This is a genomic window from Microbacterium croceum (assembly GCF_023091245.1).
In the GTDB taxonomy this organism is placed as follows: domain Bacteria; phylum Actinomycetota; class Actinomycetes; order Actinomycetales; family Microbacteriaceae; genus Microbacterium; species Microbacterium croceum.
The window spans coordinates 1,503,874-1,528,664 of sequence record NZ_JAHWXN010000001.1 but is presented as its reverse complement, the minus strand read 5'-3'; the positions used below and the strand labels follow the sequence as shown (position 1 = coordinate 1,528,664).

Here is a 24,791-nt window from a genome sequence, read left to right as displayed (position 1 = left end):
CCGCCTATCCCAGCCTCTCGAACTGCATGGCCGCCCACACCAGCCAGCCCAGGCTGTACACCGTGGCGCAGAGACTCAGCACGAGCGCCCATCGCGCGATCGCGCGGCTCTCGACCGGGCGACGCAGAGACATGATCGACGCGATCACGGCGACGATCGCGAGCGGCACTCCCCAGCCGACGAAGAACGACGCCACGAGGGCGACGATCGCGGCGAGCAAGGCCCAGGGCGCCAACCGGGCGTCATCGACGCCGGTCGCCCCGGTCGACGGCTCCCACCCGGTCTCCGAGTCGTTGTCGATCGCCGGACCGGTGGCCACGACAGGTTCGATCCCGACCGGTCCCGTCGGAAGCTTGGTATAGCCGTCACGCCGCGCGCCGGGCAGCCGTGCATCGCCTACGGGGCGCTCCACCTCATCGCTCGGTCGATCGATGCTCGTGGGCGTGGAGGCGGCATCCGCGGCGGGTTCGCGCACGGGGTCTGCGTGCGGATCGGTCATGCCCGCACCGCCTCGCCGACCTGGATCTCGGTCACCGGGAGCGTCGAGTCCGCGCCGAACGCGAGCGTGGACGGCTGCCGACCCGCCGAGATCAACTCCGCCGCGAGCGCCGCGATCATCGCACCGTTGTCCGTGCAGAGCGAGAGCGGCGGAATGCGTACGGTCACTCCCGCGGCTGCGGCGCGCTCCAGGGCGACATCGCGCAAGCGACGGTTGGCGATGACTCCCCCGCCGAGGAGCAGGCGAGGAACGCCGAGGTCGGCGCATGCCGCGAGCGCCTTGGCCACGAGCACGTCGACCACCGCTTCGCGGAAGCTGGCGGCGACATCGGCGACGGGCACCTCGACGCCGTCGGCCTCGCACCGCTCCACCCATCGCGCGACGGCCGTCTTGAGCCCGGAGAACGAGAAGTCGTAGCGGTGCTTCGCCAGATCGGACGCCCGCGAGAGTCCGCGCGGGAACCGGATGGCGTCCGGGTCTCCATCGAGCGCCGCCCGGTCGATCTCGGGGCCCCCGGGGTACGGCAGAGAGAGCAGACGCGCGACCTTGTCGAACGCCTCCCCGGCGGCGTCGTCCATGGTCTCGCCGAGCAGTTCGACATCGGTGGTCAGGTCGCGCACGTGCAGCAACGACGTGTGACCGCCCGATACCAGGAGGGCGATCGTCGGGTATTCGAGGGGCTCGGAGTCGGCCGTGAGGATGTCGGCTGCGATGTGGCCGACCAGATGGTTCACGGCATACAGCGGCTTGCCGAGCGAGACGGCGAGGCCCTTCGCTGCCCCGACCCCGACCATGAGCGCTCCCGCGAGACCGGGGCCACTGGTCACAGCCACGGCATCGAGATCGTCGAGTCCCACGCCCGCCTCGGCGAGCGCGGCCTCGATCGACGGCTGCAGCGCCTCCAGGTGCGCGCGAGCCGCCACCTCCGGCACGACGCCCCCGTAGCGGGCGTGCTCGTCCATGCTCGAGGCGATCGTGTTGGACAGCAGCGTCCGACCGCGCACGACGCCGATCCCGGTCTCGTCGCAGCTGGTCTCGATCCCCAGCACCAGCGGCTCGCTCATGCGTTCGCCTCCTCGGTCGGCGCGGTCGATGCCGTCGTGCGGCGTCGGAGGTCGAGGCGCATGATGATCGCGTCGACGTCGTCCGGCTGATAGTAGTGCGGGCGGCGACCGATCTCCTGGAATCCCTCCGAGAGGTAGAGTCCCTCCGCCGTCGGATTGTCGGCGCGCACCTCGAGGAACACCTCGCGTGCGCCGCGCTCCGCCGCTGCGTCCAGGAGCGCGCGCAGCAGCGCACGACCCCGACCGCTGCCACGGTGCTCCGCGTCGAGTGCGATGGTCTGGATGTCGGCGTCAGCGCTCCCCCGCAGGGCGCGCACCCCGCCGTAGCCGATGACGACCCCGTCGTGCTCGTCCACCAGGTAGCGGCCGTGCGGGCTGGCGAGCTCGGCCGCCATGCTGTCGGCGCTCCACGCATCGCTCGGGAACGAGCGGTTCTCGATGAGCATGATCGCGTCGAGGTCGGCCGGTGTCGCCACCCGGAGCGTCATGAGCCCACCCGCTTGGGCACGCCGGGGACGCGCACGTCGGGCTGGCGCAGGTAGAGGGGCTCGGAATCGCCGAGCTCGCGCCCCGCGGCCAGAGCCTTGGCGCCGACCCGAGCGAGGTCGGCTGCCGAGAGCGTCGCGACATCGACCCGACGGATGCCGGCGAGAAACTCATCGGCCTCGGCCTGCGGCACGAGCGACGTGGCGGCGATGAGGTGCGGGATGCCGTCTGCATCCATCCCGTCGAAGACCGAGATCGCGACCTCGCGGCGGCGCGCATCTGTCACGACCGCGAACGGGCCCTCGACGCCGTCTGTCTCGATCGCAGTGAGCGCGGCCGCGTAGTGGCTGGGGACAGGGACGACCGGGATGCCACGTCCCAGAGCGAACGCGCGGGCAGCGGCGATGCCGATGCGAAGGCCGGTGAACGGTCCTGGCCCCATGCCGGCGACGATGTGACTGATCTCCGCGGAGCCCGCGCCGTCCAGCGCGCGCACGAGCAGGTCGCCGATGACCTCGGCATGTCCGAGCGGGTCGACCGCCGCGGCTTCGGAGCGTGAAGAGCCGTCGGGGTCGACGACAGCGACGGCTGTTCCCAGAGAAGTGTCGACGGCGAGGATCACCCTTCCAGGGTAGTCGGCGTTCACAACTCCTCAGAGTCGGTACGTGTGATCGTCGCCACGACCCGATTCGACCGACCGAGGCGCCGTTCTCGAGGAGTTGTGAACCTCCGGGCGCTCGGGGATGACGTGGTCGCAGCCGTGTGCGGTGCTCAGCGCGCGCCGCGCGTGATGGTCACGATGCGCGGGGCATCGGAATCCAGCTCGGAGGGCTCAATGTCGTGACCGGACGCGCCGACCGGACGCTCCAGCTCGATATCCCACCAGGAGTCCGCGAGGTCCTCGGCCATGCCACGGCCCCACTCGATCACCACGACAGAGCGCACGAGGTCGAGGTCGAGGTCGTCGAGCTCTGCGCCGGTGCCCAGCCGATACGCGTCGACGTGCACCAGCGGCGCCCTGCCGACCAGTGACGGATGCGTTCGGGCGATCACGAAGGTCGGGCTCTGCACCGGCCCCCGCACGCCGAGTCCCTCCGCCAGGCCGCGGGTGAAGGTCGTCTTGCCGGCACCGAGCGGCCCGGTCAGGATCAGCAGGTCCCCGGCCTCCAGCTGCTCGCCGATGCGCCGACCGAGCTGTTCCATGGCGTCGGAGGTCGCGATCTCCGAGCGGCCCAGAAACGAGGGGTCCAGGCTCATGACGACTTCCGGGGCACTCGTGCGCCGATGCGCGTGACGATCTCGTAGTTGATCGTGCTCGCCGCCTCGGCCCAGTCCGCCGCCGAGGGCACGCCCAGCGTGGGGTCGCCGAACAGCACGACTTCATCGCCGATCGACACCGGGGTGTCGCCGACGTCGACCAGGAACTGATCCATCGCGATGCGTCCGACATTGGTGAAGCGGCGTCCGGCGATGCTGACCGGCAGCTTTCCCGAGGCATGCCGCGGGACCCCGTCGGCGTATCCGAGGGGCACGAGCACGAGCGTCGTGTCGCGATCGGTGCGGTGGTCGTAGCCGTACGAGACCCCGGTACCGGCAGGAACTCGGCGCACAGCGGCGACCGCCGCACGCAGTGTCATCGCCGGACGCAGTCCGAGTTCGGCGGAGGTGCGGTCGTCGAAGGGCGAGAGGCCGTAGATCCCGACGCCGACACGGACGGCATCCAGCCGCATCTCGGGCCTGTCGATGGCGGCCGCGGTGGCGGAGATGTGGCGGATCTCGGGCCGGATGCCGAACGAGGCCGCGGCGGCAACGCCCTCCTCGAACTTCGCCAGCGCCGCGCGGTCGTCATCGAGCGAGGTGTTCGAGAGGTGGCTGAAGAGTCCGACGACGCGCAGCCGTCCGATCCGTTCCAGGCGCGCCGCCTCCGCCAGCACCCGACGCCAGTCCGCCGGAGCGATGCCGTTGCGCGAGAGGCCGGTCTCGAACTTCAGATGCACTCCGACCGGACGATCGACGCTGGCCACACGTGCGGCGGCCTCCAACTGGTCGAACGAGGAGATACCGAGCTCGATGTTCTCCGCGGCCGCCTGCGCGAACGTCTCCCCCGGCGCGTGCAGCCAGGCCATGATCGGTGCGGTGATCCCCTGTCGACGCAGCTCGAGCGCCTCGGGGATCTCGGCCACGCCGAGCCTTGTCGCTCCCCCGGAGAGAGCCGCGACGGCCGATGCCGCCGCCCCGTGGCCATAGGCGTTGGCCTTGACGACGGCGATCACCTCGACGCCGGTGAGGCGGCGGAAATGGCGCACGTTGTCGGCGATCGCATCGAGATCGATGGTCGCCTCACGGAACGGGACGGTCACAGCGGTGCTCCTTCAGCGACGACGAACGCGGTGGCGAGCCCCGCATCGTGGGACATGGTCAGGTGCAGCCGGGTGATGCCGCGCTCCTCGATCACCTGCGCGGTCGATCCGGAGAGCACGAAGTGCGGACGCCCTGACGGTTCGGAGGCGATCTCGATCTCGGTCCAGTGCACGCCGTCCGAGCCGCCGAGAGTCTTGATCAGCGCCTCTTTCGCGGCATACCGGGCAGCGAGCGACGGGAGGCGCAGACCACGCTCCGACGGTGCGAAGAGCCGCTCCAGGAGGCGCGGCGTCCGCTCGAGCGTCCGCTCGAACCGCGGGATGTCCACGAGGTCGATGCCGGTCCCGATGATCACCCGTTCAGCCTACCCGCGCGCTGAGACCCGACTGCGGCAGACGCCCGCACCGAGTGCAATGGAAACCGCCGAGTGCACGGCATCCTCACGCCAGGATGCCGTGCACTCGGCACGTCGTCGTGCGCTCGGCGATCGAGCGGGAGAGCCTACTCGACCGTGACGGACTTCGCGAGGTTGCGCGGCTGATCGACGTCGAGCCCCTTGGCGGTGGCGAGCGCCATCGCGAAGATCTGCAGCGGGACGACCGCCAACAGCGGCTCGAACATCGCACCGGCGAGCGGGATGCGGATGACCTCGTCGGCGAACGGCAGCACCGCGGCGTCGCCCTCTTCGGCGATCACGATCACCCGAGCGCCGCGGGCGCGGATCTCCTGGATGTTCGAGACGACCTTGGAGTGCACCAGCGCCGAGTGACGCGGCGAGGGCACGAGGACGAAGACCGGCTGTCCGGGCTCGATGAGCGCGATCGGGCCATGCTTGAGCTCGCCGGCGGCGAAGCCCTCGGCGTGGATGTAGGAGATCTCCTTGAGCTTGAGCGCACCCTCGAGCGCGATCGGGTAGCCCACGTGGCGGCCGAGGAACAGCACGGAGCGGGTGTCGGCCATCCAGCCGGCGAGCTCTGTGACGTGCTCCTGCTCGCTCTCGAGCACCTTGGCGATCTTCTCCGGGAGCGCCGCGAGCTCGGCGACGTCGACGGATGCATCGGCGATCGCTCCGCGCACACGACCCATGTGCAGGCCGAGGAGCAGGAGTGCCGTGATCTGCGCCGAGAACGCCTTGGTGGATGCCACGGCGACCTCAGGACCGGCGTGCGTGTAGACGACCGCATCCGACTCGCGCGGGATGGTGGCCCCCTGCGTATTGCACACCGAAAGGGTGCGCGCACCGCGCTCGCGGGCGTACTTGACGGCCATGAGCGTGTCCATGGTCTCGCCGGACTGGCTGATCGAGACGACGAGCGTGTCGGCCCCGATCACCGGATCGCGGTAGCGGAACTCGTGCGCCAGCTCGACGTCGACTGCGACGCGGGCCCACTGCTCGATCGCGTACTTGCCGACCAGCGCAGCATACGACGCCGTCCCGCAGGCAGTGATGATGACGCGGTTGATGCCCACGAACAGCTCGTCGAGACCGTCGAGCTCGGGGATGACGACCTGGCCGCCCTGGATACGACCGCGGACGGTGTTCGCGACGGCCTCAGGCTGCTCGGCGACCTCCTTGGCCATGAAACTCGACCATCCACCCTTCTCGGCGGCAGCGGCGTTCCAGGAGACGTCGAAAGGCTCTGGCTGGACCGGTGTACCGGCGAAGTCGGTGACCGTGACCGCGTCCGGGGTGATCGACACGATCTGGTCCTGGCCGATCGCGAGCGCCTTGCGCGTGTGCTCGACGAACGCGGCGACATCGGAACCGAGGAAGTTCTCGCCGTCGCCCAGACCGATCACGAGCGGGGAGTTGCGGCGAGCGCCCACGACGAGGCCCGGGTGGTCCTGGTGCATCGCGAGCAGCGTGAATGCGCCCTCGAGCCGGTTCACGATGCTGCGGAACGCGAGCTGCAGATCTCCACCGTTGTCGGCGTAGGCACGGCCGAGCAGTGCCGCTGCGACCTCGGTGTCGGTCTCGCTGCGGAACACGACCCCGTCAGCGAGGAGCTCTGCGCGCAAGGCCGAGAAGTTCTCGATGATGCCGTTGTGGATCACGGCCAGCTTGTCGTCGTCGGCGAGGTGCGGATGCGCGTTGACATCGGTGGGACCGCCGTGGGTGGCCCACCGGGTGTGGCCGATGCCGGTCGAGCCGTCGGCGAGGGGAGCGTCGGAGAGCGAGTCGCGCAGCACGGCGAGCTTCCCCGCCTTCTTACGCATCCCCAGCGCACCGTCGCCGTCGATGACAGCGACGCCGGCGGAGTCATATCCGCGGTACTCGAGGCGGGCGAGCCCGGCGAGAAGGATGTCCTGGCTGGGGCGCGGGCCCACGTATCCGACGATTCCACACATGAGATCAAGAGTACGGCGCATTTTTTGCGAGCCGTCCGAACAATAGGGCGCGTGCCGGGGACCTCAGAGCTTGCGCAGCAGCACGCTCTCCACGTCGTGATCGCTGCCCTTGCGGAGAACCAACCGTGCGCGGTGCTTGGTCGGCATCACGTTCTCGACGAGGTTGGGCATGTTGATCTCGTTCCAGTAACCGAGGGCCGTGGTGATCGCCTCCTCATCCGTCAGGTGCGCGAACACGTTGAAGTACGAGGAGGGGTTGCTGAACGCTCCCTGTCGTAGCGCGAGGAAGCGGTCCACGTACCACTTCTCGATGTGCGTGGTGTCGGCGTCGACGAAGATCGAGAAGTCGAACAGATCGCTCACCGCCACGTCGTTCGGCGCGGGCGGCGGCTGCAGCACGTTCAGCCCCTCGACGATCACGACGTCGGGACGACGGACCACGACGTGGGCGTCGGGAACGATGTCGTACCGCATGTGGGAGTAGAAGGGAGCGCGCACCTCTGCGGCACCGCTCTTCACCTCCGTGAGGAACTCGAGCAGCGCGCGGCGGTCATAGGACTCCGGGAACCCCTTGCGCTCCATGAGCCCTCGGCGCTCGAGCTCCGCGTTGGAGTACAGGAATCCGTCCGTGGTGACGAGCTCGACCCGGGGCGTGCCGGGCCAGCGGCTCATCAGCTCGCGCAGCAGACGCGCGATCGTCGACTTGCCCACGGCGACGGATCCGGCGACGCCGACGACGAACGGCGTCGTCGTGTCGTCCTCCTGAAGGAAGGCGCTCGTGGCCGCGCCCAGCCGCTTGGTCGAGGTCGCGTAGAGGCTCAGCAGCCGGCTCAGCGGGAGGTAGACCTCGCGGACCTCGGTCATGCTCAACCGGTCGCCGATACCGCGGACCTCGACGACCTCGGTCTCGCTCAGGGGCTGGTCGAGGTCGGCTGCCAGGCGCGCCCACTCCGCTCGTCCGATCTCCCGGTACGGAGACAACGGGAGTGTGGGGTCGGCGGCGGTCACGAATACATCGTATCGGGGACGAGTAGTGTCGTTCCGTGCGCTTGGGAGTCCTCGACATCGGATCGAACACCGTCCATATGCTCGCGGCCGACGTCCGTCCTGGTGGCCGACCGCTGGCGACGACGAGTGATCGGACGGTGCTGCGTCTGATGCGCTACCTGACACCCGACGGGGCGATCTCCGAAGAGGGCGTCGTCGCACTCGAGGCCGCCGTCGCCCAGGCCCGCCGCGTGGCGGACGAGGAGCGCGTCGATGCTCTCCTCGCCACCGCCACGAGCGCCGTCCGCGACGCCAGAAACGGTACAGAGGTGATCGCCCGTATCGAGGCCGCGCTGGGGCAGCCGTTGCAGGTGCTCGACGGCGAGACCGAGGCGGAGCTGACGTTCCTCGCCGTACGGCGCTGGTTCGGCTGGTCGGCAGGTCGCCTGCTGCTGCTGGACATCGGAGGCGGCTCGCTGGAGATCGCCGCCGGCGGCGAGGAGCTGCCGGATGCCGCAGCGTCGGTGCCGCTCGGCGCTGGTCGGATGACCGTGCAGTTCCTCCCGCATGACCCGCCGGGAGAAGATGACGTCGAGCGACTGCGCGTGCACGCCGCCGCGACCCTCGCCGCGGTACTGCCGCAGTTCACCGCTCTCCCCCGCCCCGACCACGTGGTGGGCTCGTCGAAGGCGATCCGTTCCCTCGCCCGGCTCGTCGGCTATCCGGCTCCCGGATGGTCGGGCTCCGAGCGGATGCTCCTCCCCCGGGCATCGCTCGGGTCGTGGATCCCCCGGCTGGCGAGGCTCCCGGCGTCAGCCCGCCAGGAGCTCCCCGGCATCACTCCCGACCGCACGTTCCAGATCGTCGCCGCCGCGGTGTCGTTGCACGCGGCGATGACCGCGTTGCAGGTGGAGGAGCTCGAGGTGTCGCCGTGGGCTCTGCGCGAAGGTGTGCTGCTGCGTTACATCGAGCAGCTGAACTGGAGCGGCTCGCAGGGAAGCTGACCGCGACGAGGGCGTCGGGCCTTGATCGGATGCTCAGGCTCGCGCCCTAGGCTCGGATCATGCCCGCGCCTCGCACCCCGACCGTCGCGATGCTCGCTCGTACACTCCTCGTTCCGTACGTGCTCGGTGTCGCCCTGATCGTGTGGCTGCCCGCGTCCGTCGCCGGGCGGGTGACCGGACTCGCCTTCCGCATCGCCCGCTTCGTGTCGGAGAACTTCGGGATCGCACTGTCGACCAGCTACACGGTGTTCGAGTTCCTCGCCAACATCGCCCTGTTCGTCCCCTTCGGGTTGCTGCTCGCCGCAGCATGGCCCCGCACGAGCCCGTGGCTCATCATCCTCATCGGCTATGCGACCAGCGCCACGATCGAGCTCGTCCAGACGCTGCTCCCCAGTCGCGTGCCCGCGATCTCGGATGTCGTGGCGAACACGCTGGGGACCGTCATCGGCTGCCTTGCCCTGCATGCCGTGCTGCAGATGAGTCACGCCGGCCGACGACTCCGAGCCTCTACGGTGGAGGCATGAGCAGCCCCTTCGGCGACGGCCCACCTCCCGGCGTGAGCCGCCGTGAATGGCGGGCGCGAACCAACGCCGCGTCGTCTCCGGCATCGCGCACCGCCGCGCCCGAGTCGCTCGCCGACCTTCTCGGCGGCGCGGCGTCCGCCGCTGTCGCGAGCACGCCCACGATCCTCACGGTGTGCACGGGGAACATCTGCCGCTCCCCGCTCGCCGAGGTGCTGCTGCGCGCGCGCCTCGAGCAGCTGGGGGTGCGGGTGCACAGCGCCGGCACGCACGCGATGGTCGGCCAGGGAATGACGCCGCAGGCCCAGGAGATCGCGGTGCGGTCCGGGGCAGCCCCGTCGACTGCCGCCGGTCACGCGGCACGGTACCTGGTCGAGCCGATGCTCGCGGAGTCCGATCTGGTGCTCACGATGGCACGAGAGCACCGTTCGCACGCGGTGCAGATGATGCCGAGCCGGCTGCGCCAGACCTTCACCGCCCGTGAGTTCGCACGCCTGGCTACGACTCTGACCGACGACGTGGTGCGCACGGTGGCCGATGCCGCCGGTTCCGACCCGCGCGCACGGCTCGGGGCCGCGTTGCGGGTGCTCGGCGACCAGCGCGGCCTCACACTCGCGGCAGCCGAGGACGACGATGTGGTCGACCCCTATCGCCGGTCACAGGCGACGTACGAAGCCTCCGCGGAACAGCTGCTCCCGGCTATCGATGAGGTGGAACGCGTCGTCAGAGCCGCTCTCGTCTGACGACGCACGGCACTTCGCGCACTCGGCTGCGAGCCCAGCCCCGTATGCTCTTTCTCAATGCCTTCCCGTGAGTGAGTCCTCGGGAGATGTGAGGGGAATCACAGGTGGAACTGAGCGACTACTTCCGGATACTTCGTGCGCACTGGGTCGTGATCCTGGTAGCGACCGTGCTCGGCGCGGGCGTCGCGTTCGGATGGAGCGCGCTGCAGCCACGCGTCTATGCGGCCGATACGACGGGTATCGTGACGGCGGTCGGCGGTGACGGCACGTCCGGCAGCGCACTCGTCGGTAACCAGCTCGCGCAGAGCCGGGTGAAGTCGTACCTCAATCTCGGCTCTTGGCGCGCCGTTGCCGAGCACGCGATCGATGACCTCGACCTCGACGCCACCCCCGAGTCCCTGGTGGCTCGGGTCACCGTGACCAACCCCGCTGACACGACAGCACTGAAAGTCACAGCGACCGGCGCGACGCCGCAGTCCGCCCAGGATCTCGCCGAAGCGTGGATGCGCGGAATGGCCGTCGAGATCGAGAAGCTCGAGGGCGGTACCGAGTCGACACCGGCGGCCGTAAGCCTGATCGTGGGCGATTCGGCCCGGCTGCCCACGAGTCCGTCCTCCCCCAACACGCGACTGAACCTGATCATCGGTGCTCTCGCCGGTCTGGCCCTGGGACTGATCTACGCGTTCGTGCGGCACACGGTGGACCGTCGCATCCGACACCCGCGAGACATCGAACGTGAGACCGGAATCTCCGTCATCGGAACTCTCCCGTTGGAGAAGTCGATGAACGGCGAGCGTCAGATCATCGACTTCTCGCTGGACACGCAGCACGGTGTCTCGCATCACACGATCGAGTCGATGCGCGAACTGCGCACGAACCTGCAGTTCATCGATGTCGACAACCCTCCGCGCATCATCGTCGTCACCAGCTCCGTTCCCGGCGACGGAAAATCGACGGTGGCCGTCAACCTGGCCTCCAGCCTCGCCGCTGCCGGCCAGTGGGCGATCCTGATCGACTGCGACCTCCGCCGCCCGGTGATCGCCGACATCTTCGGCATCTCCCGCGACGTCGGTCTGACCGACATCCTCGCCGGACGGGCCGAGCTTCAGGATGTCGCGCACCGTCCCAGCGGCGACGTGCCGCTGGCCGTGCTCGGAGCGGGGCGCATTCCACCGAACCCGAGCGAACTGCTCGGCTCGCACCGCATGCGCGACTTCCTGGCCGACATCAGCAAGTCGGCGATCGTGATCCTCGACTCTCCGCCCGTGCTTCCGGTCACGGATGCGGCCGTGCTGGCTGCCGGAGCGGATGGTGTGCTGGTGGTCGTGTCCTCCGGCAAGACGACCTTCGACATGCTGCAGCGGGCGATCGGCGCCATCGAGCGAACCACTGGGCGCGTGCTGGGCGTGGTGCTGAACAAGGTTCCTCGCAAGGGTGCCGAGTCGGCCTACTACGGCCGCGAATACTACGGGGCCTACGAGCGTTACGGCCGGGAGCCCGACACGGAGAGCGGGGCGACCACGTCCGCAGAACCCGGCGTGCGCCGCCGAGGCGCTCAGGCCTGAGCCGGGAACCGCTGCAGCAGTCCCTCGTCGACGAGGTGCTGAGCGGCGGAGGCGACGGCCTGCGCCGCGTCGACCCTGTCCGGCGTGCCGTGCGCGGCGACCACGGCACGCACGATCTCGTCGAGGCCGGTGGCGTTCGCCGCGCCCCAGATCGCGGGACCGATGCCATCGAGGATGCTCACGAGCCCTCCCTCCCGCGAGCGCCGGAGCACCGCGAGTCGACCGTCCCTCAGATCCAGCGCGTCGACCGCATCCGCCCGCGCGAACCCTCCTTCGCGCGGGGCGATCGCAGGCGCAGTGTTCGCCGCGCCCACAGGCGAGATCCGTGAGACCGCCGCGGGTTCCGTCGCGATCAGGGTGCCGATGGCCGCGTCCACAGTGGAGATCTCACGGTAGCGCAGCCGCACCGCGCCCCCCGTCGCCGTCAGCAGCGCGTCGATGAGCTGCAGCGGCTCCGGTATGTGGGCGAGATAGCTGGTCTGCGGCGCCAGCAGCTCGAGCGCAGTCGCCGTGTCCAGCTCCTCCAGCACCGGCTCGAGCGGACCGTCGGGACTCCGGTCGAGCACGACGATCTTCGCGACTCTGAGGCTGGCGGGCAACGCGCGGCCGCCATCGATGCTCGACAGCGCGGTCTGCACCTTGTGCGCGGCCTGGGGATCGATGATCGACAGCGGCTTGCGATAGGGAAGCACAGCACCGGTGCCGTCGATCGCGATCGTCTCGTCGCTCACATACGCATAGTCGCGGGAGAGATGTCGCGCGGCCGTCGTCTTTCCGGTGCCTGACGCCGCACTCAGCACGACCACCCGGCCGGACTCCTCGGCGAGGCCCGCAGCGTGGAGCATCCAGAGCTGATCACCCTGCCGATGCGAGAGCGCCGCGAGGGTGATATCCGTCGACAGCAGCGACAGCGCCTCATCGTCGCTGACGGTGTCGCGCACGGTGACCACCGCGTCCTCGTCGGCTTCTCCGTCGATCAGCGCATCGCTCCAGGCGTCTCGCGCACGCCGCTGGAAGGAGCCGCCGCGCGAGGCGGAGTCGACGGCGATCACCGCGCCGACCGCGCTGACGAGGAAGCGATCAGACATGCCCCTCAGCCTAGCCAGCAACCGTCTCACTCCTCACCCACGCACGCGCTCCGCCGCCGCGCACGGCAACGAGCACAATTCGCGCAGATTTCACGCACACTGCGCGCTGTTCTCGAGTTCGGCGCACTCTGCGGCGGGGTCCGCCCTAACGTGAGCCGCAGGTGAAGCTCCTGGGGGATGCAGACGGAATCGTGTCGTTTCACCACGACATCTCGAACCTGCGACACAGACTCACTCGGAGAACGCGACATGAACGACACCGCCTCCACGAAACGCCCGGTGACGAAGTCGTTGACAGCATCTACCGCCCGCCTCAGAATCAGAACTGAATCGACGTTCAGTCCAGCAAGAGAGCCGTGGGAGCGCTCACAGTCAGGAGCTGGGTATCGGCACTCCGGAGTCCTCTGTCACCGCCTGACGGCGAGCGCGCACGTCGATACCTGGAGGGAGAGGGCTACGTGGATCACTCAGATTCCCGCCTGATCGACGACAGGGAACTGTCTCGACACGGCATCCGTCGGATCGGCGACCGCCCGGGTCTTCGCTCGCGGGAGCGCACCGCGGGCGGGGTTCTGCTGCTCGGCCTCAACGGTTCGACAGCTGAGCTCCACGTCGATACCGTGTCCGCGTACCCCGAGCACTCGGTGTTCGCGTTCGTGGAGTCACAGGCCCTCTGGTCGAAACTCGGCGACGAGCCCTGGGTCGAGACCGAGGGCGGTCTCGTCATCGCCCCACAGGGGCTCACACGCCGACTGCGCTGGTCAGGCGCATGGCGGTTCGTCGCCGCACTCGTCCCCCGCAGCGCCATCGCGTCATTCGTCCCCGCGCTCCCGCCCGAGGTGGTCACCTACTCGGATCGACGACTTCTCGACTCCTCCATGCAGCGGTTCATGGGCAGCCTGCTGGACGGGGAGAGCCGCGCATCCGCGATCGAGCAGTATGCCATCGAGCAACTCGTGATGGAGATGAGCGGTGCCGTACTGCTCGATCGGATCGGTGCAACGACGGGACAGGGCTCACCGCACACCGTGCTGCGGGAGCGTGCCATCGCCGTGATCGCCCAGCAATGCGGCGACCCCACCCTCAACCCTGCGCGCGTCGCGCACGAGGTGCAGTCCTCTCTGCGGCAGCTGCAGCTGGTGTTCTCCGAGTCGGGCAACAGCGTCGCCGGGGAGATCCGTCGTCAGCGGGCGCGTCTCGCCCATTCGCTCCTCGTGGACAGCCGCTTCGACGTGCTCAGCATCGAGCAGATCGCGCAACGCGCCGGATTCAACTCTCCGATGAGTCTGCGTCGGGCCCTCGACGAGGCCTACGAGACGACCCCGCGCGCCCTTCGGGCAGCGCGTCGCGCGTAACCCGACCCCGCGAAAGAGCACAGTGCGCGCAGGTTGAGCGCACACTGCGCCGAGTTCTTCAGAACGATGCTCCCGCCCCCGTCCTCAGACCTAGCTTGAGGTCACGAAGAGGCTCCTGGGGGATGCAGACGAACGTGTCGCCTCTTCATGACACAGCGGGGAACCGCATCTGCATAAGAGGGAGAGCACTCGAATGACCGAAGAGATCCAGAAGGAAAAGGGCTTCTCGCGCCGCACCGTCGTGAAGGGCGCGGCCTGGTCCGTCCCCGTCATCGCCGCCGCCGTCGCGACGCCGCTCGCAGCCGCATCGGTGGCCGACGTCGGAGCCTTCACAACCGCCGGCACATGTGGCGTTCTCGGCGTCCTCGGCCCCGGTTTCACGCTCACCGCGAGCGCCACCGCCCCGCTGCCTATCGGAACCACGATCACCATCACCGGTAGCGGGGTCGCCAACATCGGCGTGTTCAGCGTCACCGGCGGCACCGCCAGCGTCACGGCTCTCTCGAACACGAGCCGTCTGATCACGCTGACGTCCGCGCTTCCCGCGGGAGCGACGATCGCCTTCCGCACCACGCTGTCGATCTCCGTGGCGTTCACGCTCAACGAAGTGGTCACCCTTCCTGCCGACTACATCGGCACCGGAGCGAAGACCACGGGCTCCGTCAACTCGACGCTGGTGCTCTGCTCCGCATCCTGATCCACCTCGCACGACCCGCGCCTGCGGGCCAGCGAGAGCGGTCGGGCTCCACGGAGCTCGACCGCTCTCGCTATCCAGGATGATGATGACATGAGCGCGTTCCTCCTCCCTGCGGCGGTGTTCCTCGCCGTGATCTTCGCCATGAGCGCGGTCGGCAAGCTCCGCGCTCCCGATCGCGGCCGCGCGGCCTTAGACGCGCTGCGGATCCCCATCGCCCGCACAGAGGCCGCGTCCACGGCGCTCATCCTTCTCGAAGCCCTCGTCGCCGTCGCGCTGGTCGTGACGACGGGCTGGCTCTTCGTCGCCGCCGCCGGTGCGGCACTCCTCCTCGCCGGAGGACTCCTGATCGCGGTGATCCGCGCGTATCGCTTGGGGGCAACGGAGGACTGCGGCTGCTTCGGCGCATGGCTCCCTGCCGCGATCGGCCCCCGGCTGATCTTCCGCAACGCAGTGCTGGCGTCCGTGGCATTCCTGCTGTTCGCCCCGGCTCTGCTCCTGCTCGCCGTCACCGGTCGATCCACAGGTGTGCCCCTCCTACTGGGCTCAGGATCGGCGGGGAACGGCTCGATCGGCGCGCTCGCGGCGGCGACCCTCATCGCGCTCGGCGTCTGGTCGATCGCTCGGACCTCCTCATCCGCTCCGTCGTCGCCCTCCGCGATCGCGCGCAGCGATGGCGCCGTGCTCGTCCCCGCCGGCCCAGAGGTCGTCGACGTTCTCGCGCCAGGGGTCCGGGGGCGCCTGCTGCTGTTCGTCTCACCGGGGTGCCATGCCTGTGCGACGGCCCTCGACACGGTCATCCACGCCCAGGACGCCCTCGCGTCGCTGGTCGAGATCTACGTCATCCAGCGCGCTTCCAGCGGCCCCATGGCAGCACTGCCGACGCACCCGCTGCCCGCCGCGGCTCACTTCGCGCTCGATATCGGCGGTTCGCTGGGCGGAGCGCTCGAGATCGGCGCCGCGCGCCCGGTCGCCGCACTGATCGGCACGGACGGAGCCCAGGCCGGTCCTCTCGCACGGGGTTCCGAGGAGATCGGTCAGTTGGTCGGCAGCATCGTCGCCGTCGCAGACGAGGCGACGGCCTGAAGCGCTGTCCACTAGGCGGAGCGACGCACCGGTTTCGGACGCCCGGTGAGCCATCCCATGACCCATTCCACCGGACCGGTGCCGACGAAGCGCCACCACATCCACCCCACCACGATCATCCCTGGCACGATCACGAGCCAGCCCAGGTAGAGGTTCTCCGCAGGGCGGCCGTAGGCATTGTTCCAGAGCGCGATGAGTGCGACATGCAGCAAATAGAGCGACAGTGCCATCTGGCCGCACGCGCGTAGCGGCAGGAAGACGGCGTCCCAGAAGCGCCGGGCACCGCCCGGCTTCGTGGTCGCGGCGAGGACGACCAGGACGTACGCGGCGAACACCAACCCGATGTCGCGCGCCGTATCGGTGTAGTTGCCCGACTGGGTGGGCACCAGGTCTGTGAAGGCCATGAGGCCCCAGGTGAGGTAGGCGACCGGTGCGATGCCCGCCATCGTCCACAGCACCGCATCCCTGCGGAATCCGTGTCGGACGAGCAGAGCGCCGAGCAGGAAGAACGGCAGCAGATTGACCACACGGTACTGCGGCCCGAGGAAGATCCAGGTCATCAGCTCCCGGATCGGCTCGGGGGCGGTGTAGACCCAGATCCAACCACGAGCGGCCGCCACCAGCGGCTGGCTGGCGACGAGCAGGACCGCCGAGATCACGATCACCACGGGGGTCCGCGCGAGCAGGATCGGGGCACCGATGATGATCAGCACACCGAGGTACGCGAGGATGACCGCCACCCAGGAACCCCAGGTGGCCATCCACACACCGAGAGCGATCAGGAACAAGCCCCGCAGAACTTGCTGCAGGAGCGTGATCCCCACCTGAGGATGCCGACTCCAGACCAGCTGCGCCGACAGGCCCATCACCAGCGCGAACAAGGGGGAAGCCATCTCGCTGAACATGGAGATGACGAACGAGACCGCTCCCGGACGCGAGGGCACGAATGGGGCGGCATGGGCGATGACCATCGCCACGATCGCGATACCGCGGAGCACGTCGGGGATCAGGAGCCTGGCCCCCGACCGAGAGACAGGGGCCGAGGCGGAGCGCTGCATCTCGACGTCGGCTTCTCGACCCATTCTTTGACACTATTGGGTGTGCCCCCGACTGCGCGACCGGAGAACGTCATGATGATGACCACCACCGAGGAACCTCGACGGCGCCGCACTCCGTTCCGCAGCGTATGGTTCCATGTCGGACTCGCTCTCGCGCTCACGCTCGTGGTGGTCGCCTTCATCGGCCAGCCGTCATCGAGCTCCATGGCACCGACGCTGCAGCCGGGAGACCGGTTGATCGTGAACCGCCTCGCCTACGTCGCGGCCGATCCCGCCCCTGGTGACATCGTGGTCTTCCGCCCGGACGCGAACTGGGGCGACGAGCCCGCCGTGAGCAGCAACCCCGTCTCCGCAGCCCTGCACTGGCTCGGCGAGACCACGGGGATCCGCCCGTACGTTCTCGTCAAGCGTGTGATCGCGAGGCCCGGACAGACCGTCGAGTGCTGTGACGCGAACGGATCGGTGCTCGTCGACGGCGAACCGCTCGACGAGCCCTACGTCGCAGAGAACCTGCCGTACGTCGCCGGGGAGCTGGACTGCGACACCACGCCCGTGTCGACACGGTGCTTCCCCGACGTCACCGTGCCGGAAGACTCCTACCTCGTGCTCGGCGACAACCGCGCGAACTCCGCGGACTCCGCCTATCCCTGCCGGGGCAACCCCACAGCGGACGACAGCTGCTTCCGCTGGATGACGCGTGACGACGTGTTCGGCGAGGCCGGGGCGATCCTGTGGCCGGTCAGTCGGTGGGGTGGGCCGTAGCGAGCGATCACTTGCAGCCAGGCGACTCGATGGTCACGGGCGTCTCCCGGACCATGGGAGTGGTCCAGACGTCGTAATCACCGTAGTCGGCGCCTGTGGTGCCGTCGGCCCCCTTCATCGAGACGGTGATGGTCGCCGCGGTCTGCGGCGTGGTCACTACGCTGATCCGCACGACGGATCGCCCGAGATGCGTTCCCTCCGACATGAGCTTCGAGCTCTGCGCTCCTTCGACGTTCCACGACTCGATCGTCGCGCCCACGGGTGTGTAGACGACGACGTCGGTGGCGATATCGCCCGGTCGGTAGTGCCGACCGGTGATGAAGTAAGGAAGAGCAGCGGCCTGGTCAGGGGTGATGTTGTTCTCGAAGATGATCGTCTGCTGGAAGGTCGGCGCTCCGGACGCCGTGCACTGATCCGTACTGCTGGTCACTGTGGCATCAGCGTAGTAGTCGGTCTTGGCGCCGGTCGTGTCGTTGAAGTACACGCCGGAGATCGTCTGTGGGTCGTTGCTCTGCGGGAGCGTGCCCGCCAGTTTCGTACCGGACAGCATCGCCTCGATCTGCTCGTTCGACGACCAGATCTTCATCCGTCCCTCGTCGGAGGCCCGACGCAGTCCGTCGAGGAACGCCATGGGGTTGCTCACGCCTTTGGTCAGCGTGTCGAAGATCTGCGCGGCGGCTGCGGCGAAGAACATATCCTGGGCGGCTCCGTCCGCAGGTTCACCGGGGACTATCTCTCCGTAGTTGAAGTAGACCTCGTTGAGAAGCAATGACACCGCGTTCTCGCTCGTCAGAGTCTCACCCGTCGACAACGGGATAGGTCCGGTGGCCTTGAGGAGATAGCTGAGGGCAACCGGATCGGTCGAGATGACGTCGTCGAAGGGAGGGAGACCTTCGTCTGCCCACCAGGCTCGGATGATGTCGACCGAGGTGGGAAAGTCAGGTGTTGCGGTGAGGTTGGGAATCCACCTGCCGATGATGTCGGAGTAGATGTTCTCGGTCTCATCGTCGAGCGGCGAGATACTCTCCGGGCGGGCGTTGGCGAACTGCACACTCGTCGCCTGGGTGGTGAGTTCTATCCGCCCGTCGGTCGCGGTGACAAGAGCAAGAGCCGCGGGGTTACCTCCGGATGCACGCAGCTCCGAGTTGCCCTGGAACATGAGGAGGTAGGTCCGGGTGCCCCCTTCGCCAAGGGCTGCAGGCAGCACGTCGAGTATCGGGGCGAGGGTGCCCAGCGTGTCGTCGACACCGCTCACGGCGTCGTCCAGGCTGCCGAGCGCGCTGTCGACCTGCGGCAGCAGCGCCCCGCGATCGGTCGCGTCGATACGGTCGTTGATCGACGCGAAAATCGCCGCACCATCCGAAGCGATCTCTTCGAGACGGCGGACGGCCGCGAGGTCCACGGCTCCGTCGACGGGGCGGAACGCCGCGAGGTCGAGATTCGGCACAGCGGCGACGGCGAAGTCCGAGATCTCGTCGATGCTCTCGGCCGCCGTACGAATAGCCGAGAGATTCGGCCCGAGAAAGGGGATCCACTCCGCCACGCGCCAATCGGCACCGCTCGTCTGGTCCGCCGCCTTCTCAGAGAGCTCTTTCAACGAGGCGGCATCAGCAGTCGCGCCGGCCGCATCACCAGACACGACCTTGGATGGGAGACCACTGGCGATGGGGACAGCCGGGGTAAGGGCATCCCGCACCGTGAGCGCTTTCGACACAGCGATGCCGGCGACGACGAGCACCGCGGCGACCAGGGCGATCAGCACGCTCACGACGATCCAGACGATGCTGCGACGACGCGACCGGCGCCTGTCGCGTCGGTCCGCGGCTTCCCGCAGGCTGGCTCGGGTCTGGTTCGAAGTCGACATCGCCTCTATTCAAGCGCAGTTCGCTGGGCGTTTCGTACGCCTTCCTCGGGTCCGCTTGCAGCTCAGAACCGGACGGCGACTCGCGCTGTAGCTGCCCCAGAACTGAGCATCCCAACGCTCAGTTCTGCCGGGCTGCTCGCCCCGGATCAGATCATCGCGAGAGCAGCTGCGTGAGCCCACGACTCCATCGGCGAATCAGTGACTCGCGCCGGTTGTCCGCTGTCGGGCGTCGGCTGACCAGGATCTTCCAAAGCACGGATGCCTTGTCTCTGAGAGGAACCGACCTCAGCATGTGCAGATAGGTCAGGGCAGGGTTCGGCTGAGACAACCAGATCCACTCGTCCGGAGGGCGGGCGGAGGACACGTCGCTCTCGGGAAAAGCGGATGCAAATTCCCGTTGGAGCGCACCGACCGCGTCGAGCTGATCGGCGAGTCGCAGCACCTCGACGCCTCCCTTCTTCAACACCGAAGCGGACTCGCCGTGCCTTCCTGTCCGCTCCAGGCCCGCAGAGGGACGCGCAAGGGTGAGTGCCTGGATGAGAGCATGCGCATGAGTGGCGGGCGTGTACCCGTCGATCCCGGCGAACGAACGCTGCTCTGCAGCTTCCCAGAGCTTCGCAAACGATTCGTGCGGGTCGACACCTATTCCGGGATATCGAAAGTGCACATCGATCTCGCATCCCCACGACTGCGGCGTGAGAGTGACAGAGTGCGGCAGCGGTGTGCCACTCATCGGGTTGGGGCGTGCGCTCCACCCCCACTGCTCGATCGCTCGGACCAAATCCGATGCTCGCGCTGGGTCGACCAGGACATCCACATCGCCGGAATGGCGACGACTCCGAAGGCCCTGCGCATGAAGTGTGGGGCCTTTGATGAGCAAGCATCGTATGTCGTGACTCTGAGCGATTCGGCAGACCAGGGCACTGACCAACTCATGGAGAAGTGATTCGAACCAGAGAGGCCCGATGCTCTCGATGCCCCGTTCGTCTCCCTCCGCGGCGTCCGCGATTCCAGCGCTCACGAACTCGCGCACCAACTCGCGATCTTGATCCGAGAGATGCTCGTCGGTCACGCCCTGTCCGAACAGAGATCGCCAGAGCTCCGCCACGTCACCGGCGATAACGAGAGGCTGTCCTGGCAGAACAGGTGTGATGGCGATCTCGGCTTCAGCCCCCTCGACGTCGTACTCAAGCCCACGCACGTCGACCGCGCCATTGCTGACCGCGATCCACCTACGCACCGGAACGTTATCCTCACCTGTTCTTGCGGCAATCCGCCGCTGATCGTCCGACAGACCATCTCCATGAAAGACTATGTCGTGACGATGCGAAGCATATGTCACCCTCCCATCCGAATGGAGACTCGATGTCCGGCCGTTCACGCACCGTCGTCGTCATCGGTCAGGGCTACGTGGGTCTCCCACTCGCCATGCGCGCCGTGGAAGTGGGCTACGAGGTCGTAGGCCTCGATCTCGACAGAGTGAGGGTCGACGCTCTCAACGCAGGCCGATCTTTCGTGGAGGACATCGACGGGGCGACCGTGCAGGCAGCACTGGACTCGGGCAAGTACCGCGCCAGCACCGACTACGGTCTCGCCCTCGACTTCGGAGTCGCGGTCATCACTGTTCCCACGCCGCTGAAAGAGACTCTCCCCGACCTCTCCTTCATCGAGTCGGCTGCTCGCTCGCTCGCTTCCCTTCTGACGGCGGGAGCAACCGTGATCCTGGAGTCGACAACCTACCCGGGAACGACCGAAGAACTACTCGTGCCTCTGCTGGAAGAAGGATCCGGCCTCCGAGCTGGGAAGGATTTCTTCGTCGGCTACAGCCCGGAGCGCATCGATCCAGGAAACCCTCGATGGAACTTCGTCAACACTCCGAAAGTCGTCTCCGGGATTGACCCTGATTCGCTTGAGCGAGTCGATGACTTCTATTCCTCCTTGGTTGAGCGAACGGTGCCGGTGTCCAGCCCGAAAGAGGCGGAACTGACAAAACTGCTCGAGAACACGTTCCGGCACGTCAACATCGCCCTCGTAAACGAACTCGCGGTGTTCGCCGATGAGTTGGACGTCAACGTGTGGGAGTCGATCGACGCCGCCGCGACCAAACCGTTCGGATTCATGAAATTCACTCCGGGCCCAGGCGTGGGCGGTCACTGCCTTCCGGTAGACCCGAGTTACCTCTCCTGGCAAGTTCGACGCACGCTCGGGAAGAGCTTCCGGTTTGTCGAACTCGCGAACGACATCAACGAGAACATGCCTGCGTATGTTGTTCAGAGGGTCATCGAGTTGCTGAACAACAAGCGCAAATCACTCAACGGTTCCACTGTTCTCCTGGCGGGAATCGCTTACAAGAAGAACTCCGGCGATAGCCGCGAATCTCCAGCGCTGCGAATCATCGAACTGCTCAATGGATACGGCGCCGTCGTGCATGCCGCAGACCCATTCGTCGTCGAGGCCCGCTGGCCCAAGGACGTCGAACGCCGCGAGCTCACGGAATCAGCAGTCTCAGAAGCAGACCTTGTGATCGTGGTCACCGACCATGATCAGTTTGACTTTGGCATGCTCGAGCAACAGGCGGCTCAGGGCGGCGTCGTCGTGTTCGACACTCGCAACAGGATTCCGCACGAGAGCGTCCACCGTCTCTGAGTCCCGCGATCACTCCGACGCTTCGATGCGTTCGAATGCTGAGGTCCAGAGGTGGGGTGGGCGCGAGCGCCCGCGCCACCGGTCGTAAGCCGCTCCGGCTGCTATGCGATGCGACATCCGTGCGGCGGGTGGCTCTGCGGCGAACTGATCGATGAACGTTGTCCACGACGCGACGTCTCTGTCCAACACGAACCCACCGCCCGTGGACAGATCTTCCGTCCACGGGGTGAATGGCGTGACAGCGACGGCGCAGGAAGCCGACAGGGCTTCCGCGATGACGTGCCCGAAGTTCTCGCCAGCCGTGGGCATCAGAAGAAGCTCGTGCTCTTTCAGTACGTCGACCACGAGGTCCGGTCGAATCGGACCATGGAACTCGACGGACACGTGAGGAGGTAGTTGGGAGACGAGCTCATCGCATCGAACACCGTACGTCGAGTCCTCTCGCGAACCGTACACGTCAAGACGGACAGAACCGGCGACATGAGCGAGAGCTTCTAGAGCGATGTGCAGTCCCTTGTGCTCGACGATTCGACCGAGGAAGACTGCTCGGAGCGGCCCGTCGACGCTTCGCGGACGGGACGACACTTCGGCGAGCAGTGTGTCATTCTCGCGTTCGAGGACGACGGAGGAATCTCCCCAGATCCGTCGGAGATCGCTCGTCTCGTGCGCAGCGGTCGAGTGCCAGATAACCGCCTTAGGCATCCGGAGCACCCGAAAGAACCGCATGTAGATTCGCTTCTTCGCCGAACGTCGCTGAAGAGCACCCTCCCCGAACTCGCCTCGGGGTGACAGGAGGACTCGTGCCCGTCCCCAGAATCCGAGGCGCCAGAGGATGAGCGGGAAGATCGTCAGCTGTGGGTTGAGAAAGCTGTTGAAATGCAGCAGAGCGGGTTTCGTCCGTCTCAGAGCGATGAGGGCGCGCCAGTAGTCGAACGGCGATCGCATACTGGCGTAGTACACGTCAGCCCCGTCACTACGGCTCCAGCTGTTGCGGACGACCTCCATCGGTACCTTTGCTCCCAAGTCGGTGTCCTTGGTGAGGACAACCGCGTGGACTTCCTCGGGCGCGCCCGCAACGAGCGCGGCAATGGACCGGATCGGACCGCCGCCCATAAACGCCGGCGGGTAAAGCGGGGCAAAAACGGCAACGGTTCTCTCCGTACCTTCCGCACGCATCATCATCGCGCCGCCCGCCCGGACGCAGCACGACGACGATGCAAAGCACGTTCCACCGCGAGGAAGAGCAAGATCGGCAGAGACGAAACGAAGAACTGAATCACGCTGATGGTTCGGTCGGGGAAAGTGGAAAACCATCCCAGTGGCCCGGTCAGCACCAGCGCGACCAACACGATGCGCGTGACCGTAAGGCCCTTGCCACCGCGCAGCGTGAGCGCCAAGAAGAACGCCCAGAACGCGTACCAGAGGCCGACACTCAGCGGCCCTCCGAGAACGTATGCGGTCGTGACGGGCAGGAAGGAGTATCCGGACGTGGAGCTACCTCCGAGATAGACGTTGATCTTGATACCCGTGGAGATCGTGGGCCTGTCGGGATCCAGGAATCGAGGTATGAGACCAAATCGAAGCATCTCGACCGGACCCGGTTGTCCAAGGTCGAGAGGCACTTGCTCAATCTCGGCCGCCCGGGCCACCTGCTGGTCGAGGCGAAGTCGGTCGAAGGCGCCGACGTCTGAGCTGACCGAGACACCACTTGCCTGCCGAGCGTCGTTTCGCACGTCGTAGACGAGAGGCCATACGAGGAGCACGGCGACGACCGCGGCGACCGCGGACCGCACCCTGATCATGCCGAAGAGCAAGAAGATCATCATCAGGCTGGTCGCAAAGGCCATCAGAGTGGCGGTGATCGCCGTGAGATACGACTCGACGAGCTGGCCAAGAGTGATCGCGGCGACCCACAGCCAGAATCTCCGCCCGGTGATCTGCCCAGCGAGGCGTGCCGCGAGGAGAAGCGCGACGCCGATGACGGGCCAGCCGCCCACCAAGGCGGACGCCATCGATAGCGGAGCCGATACGACGAGCAGGCCGACCTGGGACTGAATCGACCCGATGCCGGCGGCCGCTGACAAGACCCCGACGATCGCCCCGACTGTCGAGACGAAATAGGCCGAGCGCCGAAGACCAGGCCCGTACTCATTGAGTCGTGACAACGCGCTGGCGGCTCGGGCTGGGCGGGTGCGTCCCTCGCTCGATGCGCGCACGAGGCCGATGAAGATCTCGCTAAGGAGGCCAGCGATGAAGGCGATCGCGAAGACGCCGACGATGAAGTCGATGTGCTCGTTGCCGTTCCACAGAGCTTGCGGCAGGATCACGATGAGGTACGGCATGGCGAGAGCCACTGATACCGGGTACCGCAGGAAGAGCCGCTGGAATCGACTCGATGATCGAGCCTCCGGACCGGAGGCGGGCGACGTCGAACGATCCGAGCCTCGCAGACCCGGTCCGCGCAGCCCAGAAGTTGTCTTCATCAACGAAACCTGTCCGTTTGTAGTCGTGCAGCGGATTCCGCCTGCCGCATGGATCTGTCATGCACCTGCACTCGACTGCGATGATGCGCAACCGGGGGTCCCGGCCAATCGAGCGACCCGCCCCGCTCTAGGATAGTCAAGATCCGCGCTCTCCCCTCCGCGGACACCACCGCGAC

General features: G+C 67.3%; 24 protein-coding genes. 9 read left to right on the top strand and 15 right to left on the bottom strand.

The window, feature by feature from the left end; genetic code table 11:
• Window positions 1-4 precede the first annotated feature (4 nt).
• The 9 genes from KZC51_RS07290 to coaA all read right to left on the bottom strand — a co-directional run bounded on the left by KZC51_RS07290 (window position 5) and on the right by coaA (window position 7,767).
• On the bottom strand, window positions 5-499 hold the full coding sequence (locus tag KZC51_RS07290) for a hypothetical protein (protein WP_247629336.1): 495 nt from the start codon (window positions 497-499) through the stop codon (window positions 5-7).
• Window positions 496-1,563 (bottom strand): tRNA (adenosine(37)-N6)-threonylcarbamoyltransferase complex transferase subunit TsaD, encoded by a 1,068-nt coding sequence (gene tsaD, locus KZC51_RS07285; protein WP_247629335.1) that lies wholly within the window; start codon window positions 1,561-1,563, stop codon window positions 496-498. The genes KZC51_RS07290 and tsaD overlap by 4 nt, the downstream gene beginning before the upstream one ends.
• Window positions 1,560-2,051, bottom strand: coding sequence for a ribosomal protein S18-alanine N-acetyltransferase (rimI, locus tag KZC51_RS07280; RefSeq protein WP_247629334.1), 492 nt, complete (start codon window positions 2,049-2,051; stop codon window positions 1,560-1,562). The genes tsaD and rimI overlap by 4 nt, the downstream gene beginning before the upstream one ends.
• Window positions 2,048-2,671: a tRNA (adenosine(37)-N6)-threonylcarbamoyltransferase complex dimerization subunit type 1 TsaB gene (gene tsaB, locus KZC51_RS07275; protein WP_247629333.1), complete on the bottom strand. Its 624-nt coding sequence runs from the start codon at window positions 2,669-2,671 to the stop codon at window positions 2,048-2,050. Before tsaB ends, rimI begins: the two co-directional genes overlap by 4 nt.
• A gap of 149 nt (window positions 2,672-2,820) precedes the next feature.
• Window positions 2,821-3,306 carry a tRNA (adenosine(37)-N6)-threonylcarbamoyltransferase complex ATPase subunit type 1 TsaE gene (gene tsaE, locus KZC51_RS07270; protein ID WP_247629332.1) on the bottom strand — a complete coding sequence of 162 codons (486 nt, stop codon included), beginning with the start codon at window positions 3,304-3,306 and terminating at the stop codon, window positions 2,821-2,823.
• On the bottom strand, window positions 3,303-4,409 hold the full coding sequence (gene alr / locus KZC51_RS07265) for an alanine racemase (RefSeq protein WP_247629331.1): 1,107 nt from the start codon (window positions 4,407-4,409) through the stop codon (window positions 3,303-3,305). The genes tsaE and alr overlap by 4 nt, the downstream gene beginning before the upstream one ends.
• Window positions 4,406-4,765 (bottom strand): holo-ACP synthase, encoded by a 360-nt coding sequence (locus KZC51_RS07260; RefSeq protein ID WP_247629330.1) that lies wholly within the window; start codon window positions 4,763-4,765, stop codon window positions 4,406-4,408. The genes alr and KZC51_RS07260 overlap by 4 nt, the downstream gene beginning before the upstream one ends.
• A gap of 146 nt (window positions 4,766-4,911) precedes the next feature.
• Window positions 4,912-6,759, bottom strand: coding sequence for a glutamine--fructose-6-phosphate transaminase (isomerizing) (gene glmS / locus KZC51_RS07255; RefSeq protein ID WP_247629329.1), 1,848 nt, complete (start codon window positions 6,757-6,759; stop codon window positions 4,912-4,914).
• Between the two features lie 63 nt (window positions 6,760-6,822).
• Window positions 6,823-7,767, bottom strand: coding sequence for a type I pantothenate kinase (coaA, locus tag KZC51_RS07250; RefSeq protein WP_247629328.1), 945 nt, complete (start codon window positions 7,765-7,767; stop codon window positions 6,823-6,825).
• Window positions 7,768-7,802: 35 nt separating this feature from the next.
• On the opposite strand from coaA, the gene KZC51_RS07245 reads away from it, so the two are divergent.
• The 4 genes from KZC51_RS07245 to KZC51_RS07230 all read left to right on the top strand — a co-directional run bounded on the left by KZC51_RS07245 (window position 7,803) and on the right by KZC51_RS07230 (window position 11,579).
• On the top strand, window positions 7,803-8,750 hold the full coding sequence (locus KZC51_RS07245) for a Ppx/GppA phosphatase family protein (protein ID WP_247629327.1): 948 nt from the start codon (window positions 7,803-7,805) through the stop codon (window positions 8,748-8,750).
• A 59-nt stretch (window positions 8,751-8,809) separates the two neighbouring features.
• On the top strand, window positions 8,810-9,274 hold the full coding sequence (locus KZC51_RS07240; RefSeq protein WP_247629326.1) for a VanZ family protein: 465 nt from the start codon (window positions 8,810-8,812) through the stop codon (window positions 9,272-9,274).
• Window positions 9,271-10,014 (top strand): arsenate reductase/protein-tyrosine-phosphatase family protein, encoded by a 744-nt coding sequence (locus tag KZC51_RS07235; protein WP_281731724.1) that lies wholly within the window; start codon window positions 9,271-9,273, stop codon window positions 10,012-10,014. The genes KZC51_RS07240 and KZC51_RS07235 overlap by 4 nt, the downstream gene beginning before the upstream one ends.
• 104 nt (window positions 10,015-10,118) lie before the next feature.
• A complete protein-coding gene (locus KZC51_RS07230) occupies window positions 10,119-11,579 on the top strand; it encodes a tyrosine-protein kinase domain-containing protein (protein WP_247629325.1) in 1,461 nt (486 codons plus the stop codon).
• On the opposite strand, the gene KZC51_RS07225 is transcribed toward KZC51_RS07230, so the two are convergent.
• Window positions 11,570-12,667 (bottom strand): ATP-binding protein, encoded by a 1,098-nt coding sequence (locus tag KZC51_RS07225; RefSeq protein WP_247629324.1) that lies wholly within the window; start codon window positions 12,665-12,667, stop codon window positions 11,570-11,572. The genes KZC51_RS07230 and KZC51_RS07225 overlap by 10 nt on opposite strands.
• A gap of 458 nt (window positions 12,668-13,125) precedes the next feature.
• On the opposite strand from KZC51_RS07225, the gene KZC51_RS17835 reads away from it, so the two are divergent.
• The 3 genes from KZC51_RS17835 (at window position 13,126) to KZC51_RS07210 (ending at window position 15,802) form a co-directional block, all read left to right on the top strand.
• A complete protein-coding gene (locus KZC51_RS17835) occupies window positions 13,126-14,022 on the top strand; it encodes a helix-turn-helix domain-containing protein (RefSeq protein WP_247629323.1) in 897 nt (298 codons plus the stop codon).
• Window positions 14,023-14,215: 193 nt separating this feature from the next.
• A complete protein-coding gene (locus KZC51_RS07215; RefSeq protein WP_247629322.1) occupies window positions 14,216-14,719 on the top strand; it encodes a hypothetical protein in 504 nt (167 codons plus the stop codon).
• A gap of 90 nt (window positions 14,720-14,809) precedes the next feature.
• Entirely contained in the window at window positions 14,810-15,802 is a 993-nt protein-coding gene (locus KZC51_RS07210; RefSeq protein ID WP_247629321.1) for a MauE/DoxX family redox-associated membrane protein, read from the top strand.
• A gap of 11 nt (window positions 15,803-15,813) precedes the next feature.
• Here KZC51_RS07210 and KZC51_RS07205 read toward each other — a convergent pair whose 3' ends face one another.
• The gene (locus KZC51_RS07205; protein WP_247629320.1) at window positions 15,814-16,884 is read right to left on the bottom strand and encodes an acyltransferase family protein; all 1,071 of its coding nucleotides are present in this window, start codon (window positions 16,882-16,884) and stop codon (window positions 15,814-15,816) included.
• 48 nt (window positions 16,885-16,932) lie between these two features.
• Here KZC51_RS07205 and lepB point away from each other — a divergent pair, with 48 nt between their 5' ends.
• On the top strand, window positions 16,933-17,622 hold the full coding sequence (lepB, locus tag KZC51_RS07200) for a signal peptidase I (protein ID WP_247629319.1): 690 nt from the start codon (window positions 16,933-16,935) through the stop codon (window positions 17,620-17,622).
• A 7-nt stretch (window positions 17,623-17,629) separates the two neighbouring features.
• Here the strand turns inward: lepB and KZC51_RS07195 are convergent, their stop codons facing one another.
• Window positions 17,630-19,486 (bottom strand): DUF4012 domain-containing protein, encoded by a 1,857-nt coding sequence (locus tag KZC51_RS07195; RefSeq protein WP_247629318.1) that lies wholly within the window; start codon window positions 19,484-19,486, stop codon window positions 17,630-17,632.
• Between the two features lie 151 nt (window positions 19,487-19,637).
• Window positions 19,638-20,828, bottom strand: a complete 1,191-nt coding sequence (locus tag KZC51_RS07190; RefSeq protein ID WP_247629317.1) for a nucleotidyltransferase family protein — start codon at window positions 20,826-20,828, stop codon at window positions 19,638-19,640.
• A gap of 23 nt (window positions 20,829-20,851) precedes the next feature.
• Here KZC51_RS07190 and KZC51_RS07185 point away from each other — a divergent pair, with 23 nt between their 5' ends.
• Entirely contained in the window at window positions 20,852-22,132 is a 1,281-nt protein-coding gene (locus KZC51_RS07185; protein WP_247629316.1) for a nucleotide sugar dehydrogenase, read from the top strand.
• Between the two features lie 9 nt (window positions 22,133-22,141).
• On the opposite strand, the gene KZC51_RS07180 is transcribed toward KZC51_RS07185, so the two are convergent.
• Window positions 22,142-23,314 carry a glycosyltransferase family 4 protein gene (locus tag KZC51_RS07180; protein ID WP_247629315.1) on the bottom strand — a complete coding sequence of 391 codons (1,173 nt, stop codon included), beginning with the start codon at window positions 23,312-23,314 and terminating at the stop codon, window positions 22,142-22,144.
• Complete coding sequence (locus KZC51_RS07175; protein ID WP_247629314.1) at window positions 23,311-24,474, bottom strand: hypothetical protein; 1,164 nt, start codon at window positions 24,472-24,474, stop codon at window positions 23,311-23,313. The genes KZC51_RS07180 and KZC51_RS07175 overlap by 4 nt, the downstream gene beginning before the upstream one ends.
• Window positions 24,475-24,791 lie beyond the last annotated feature (317 nt).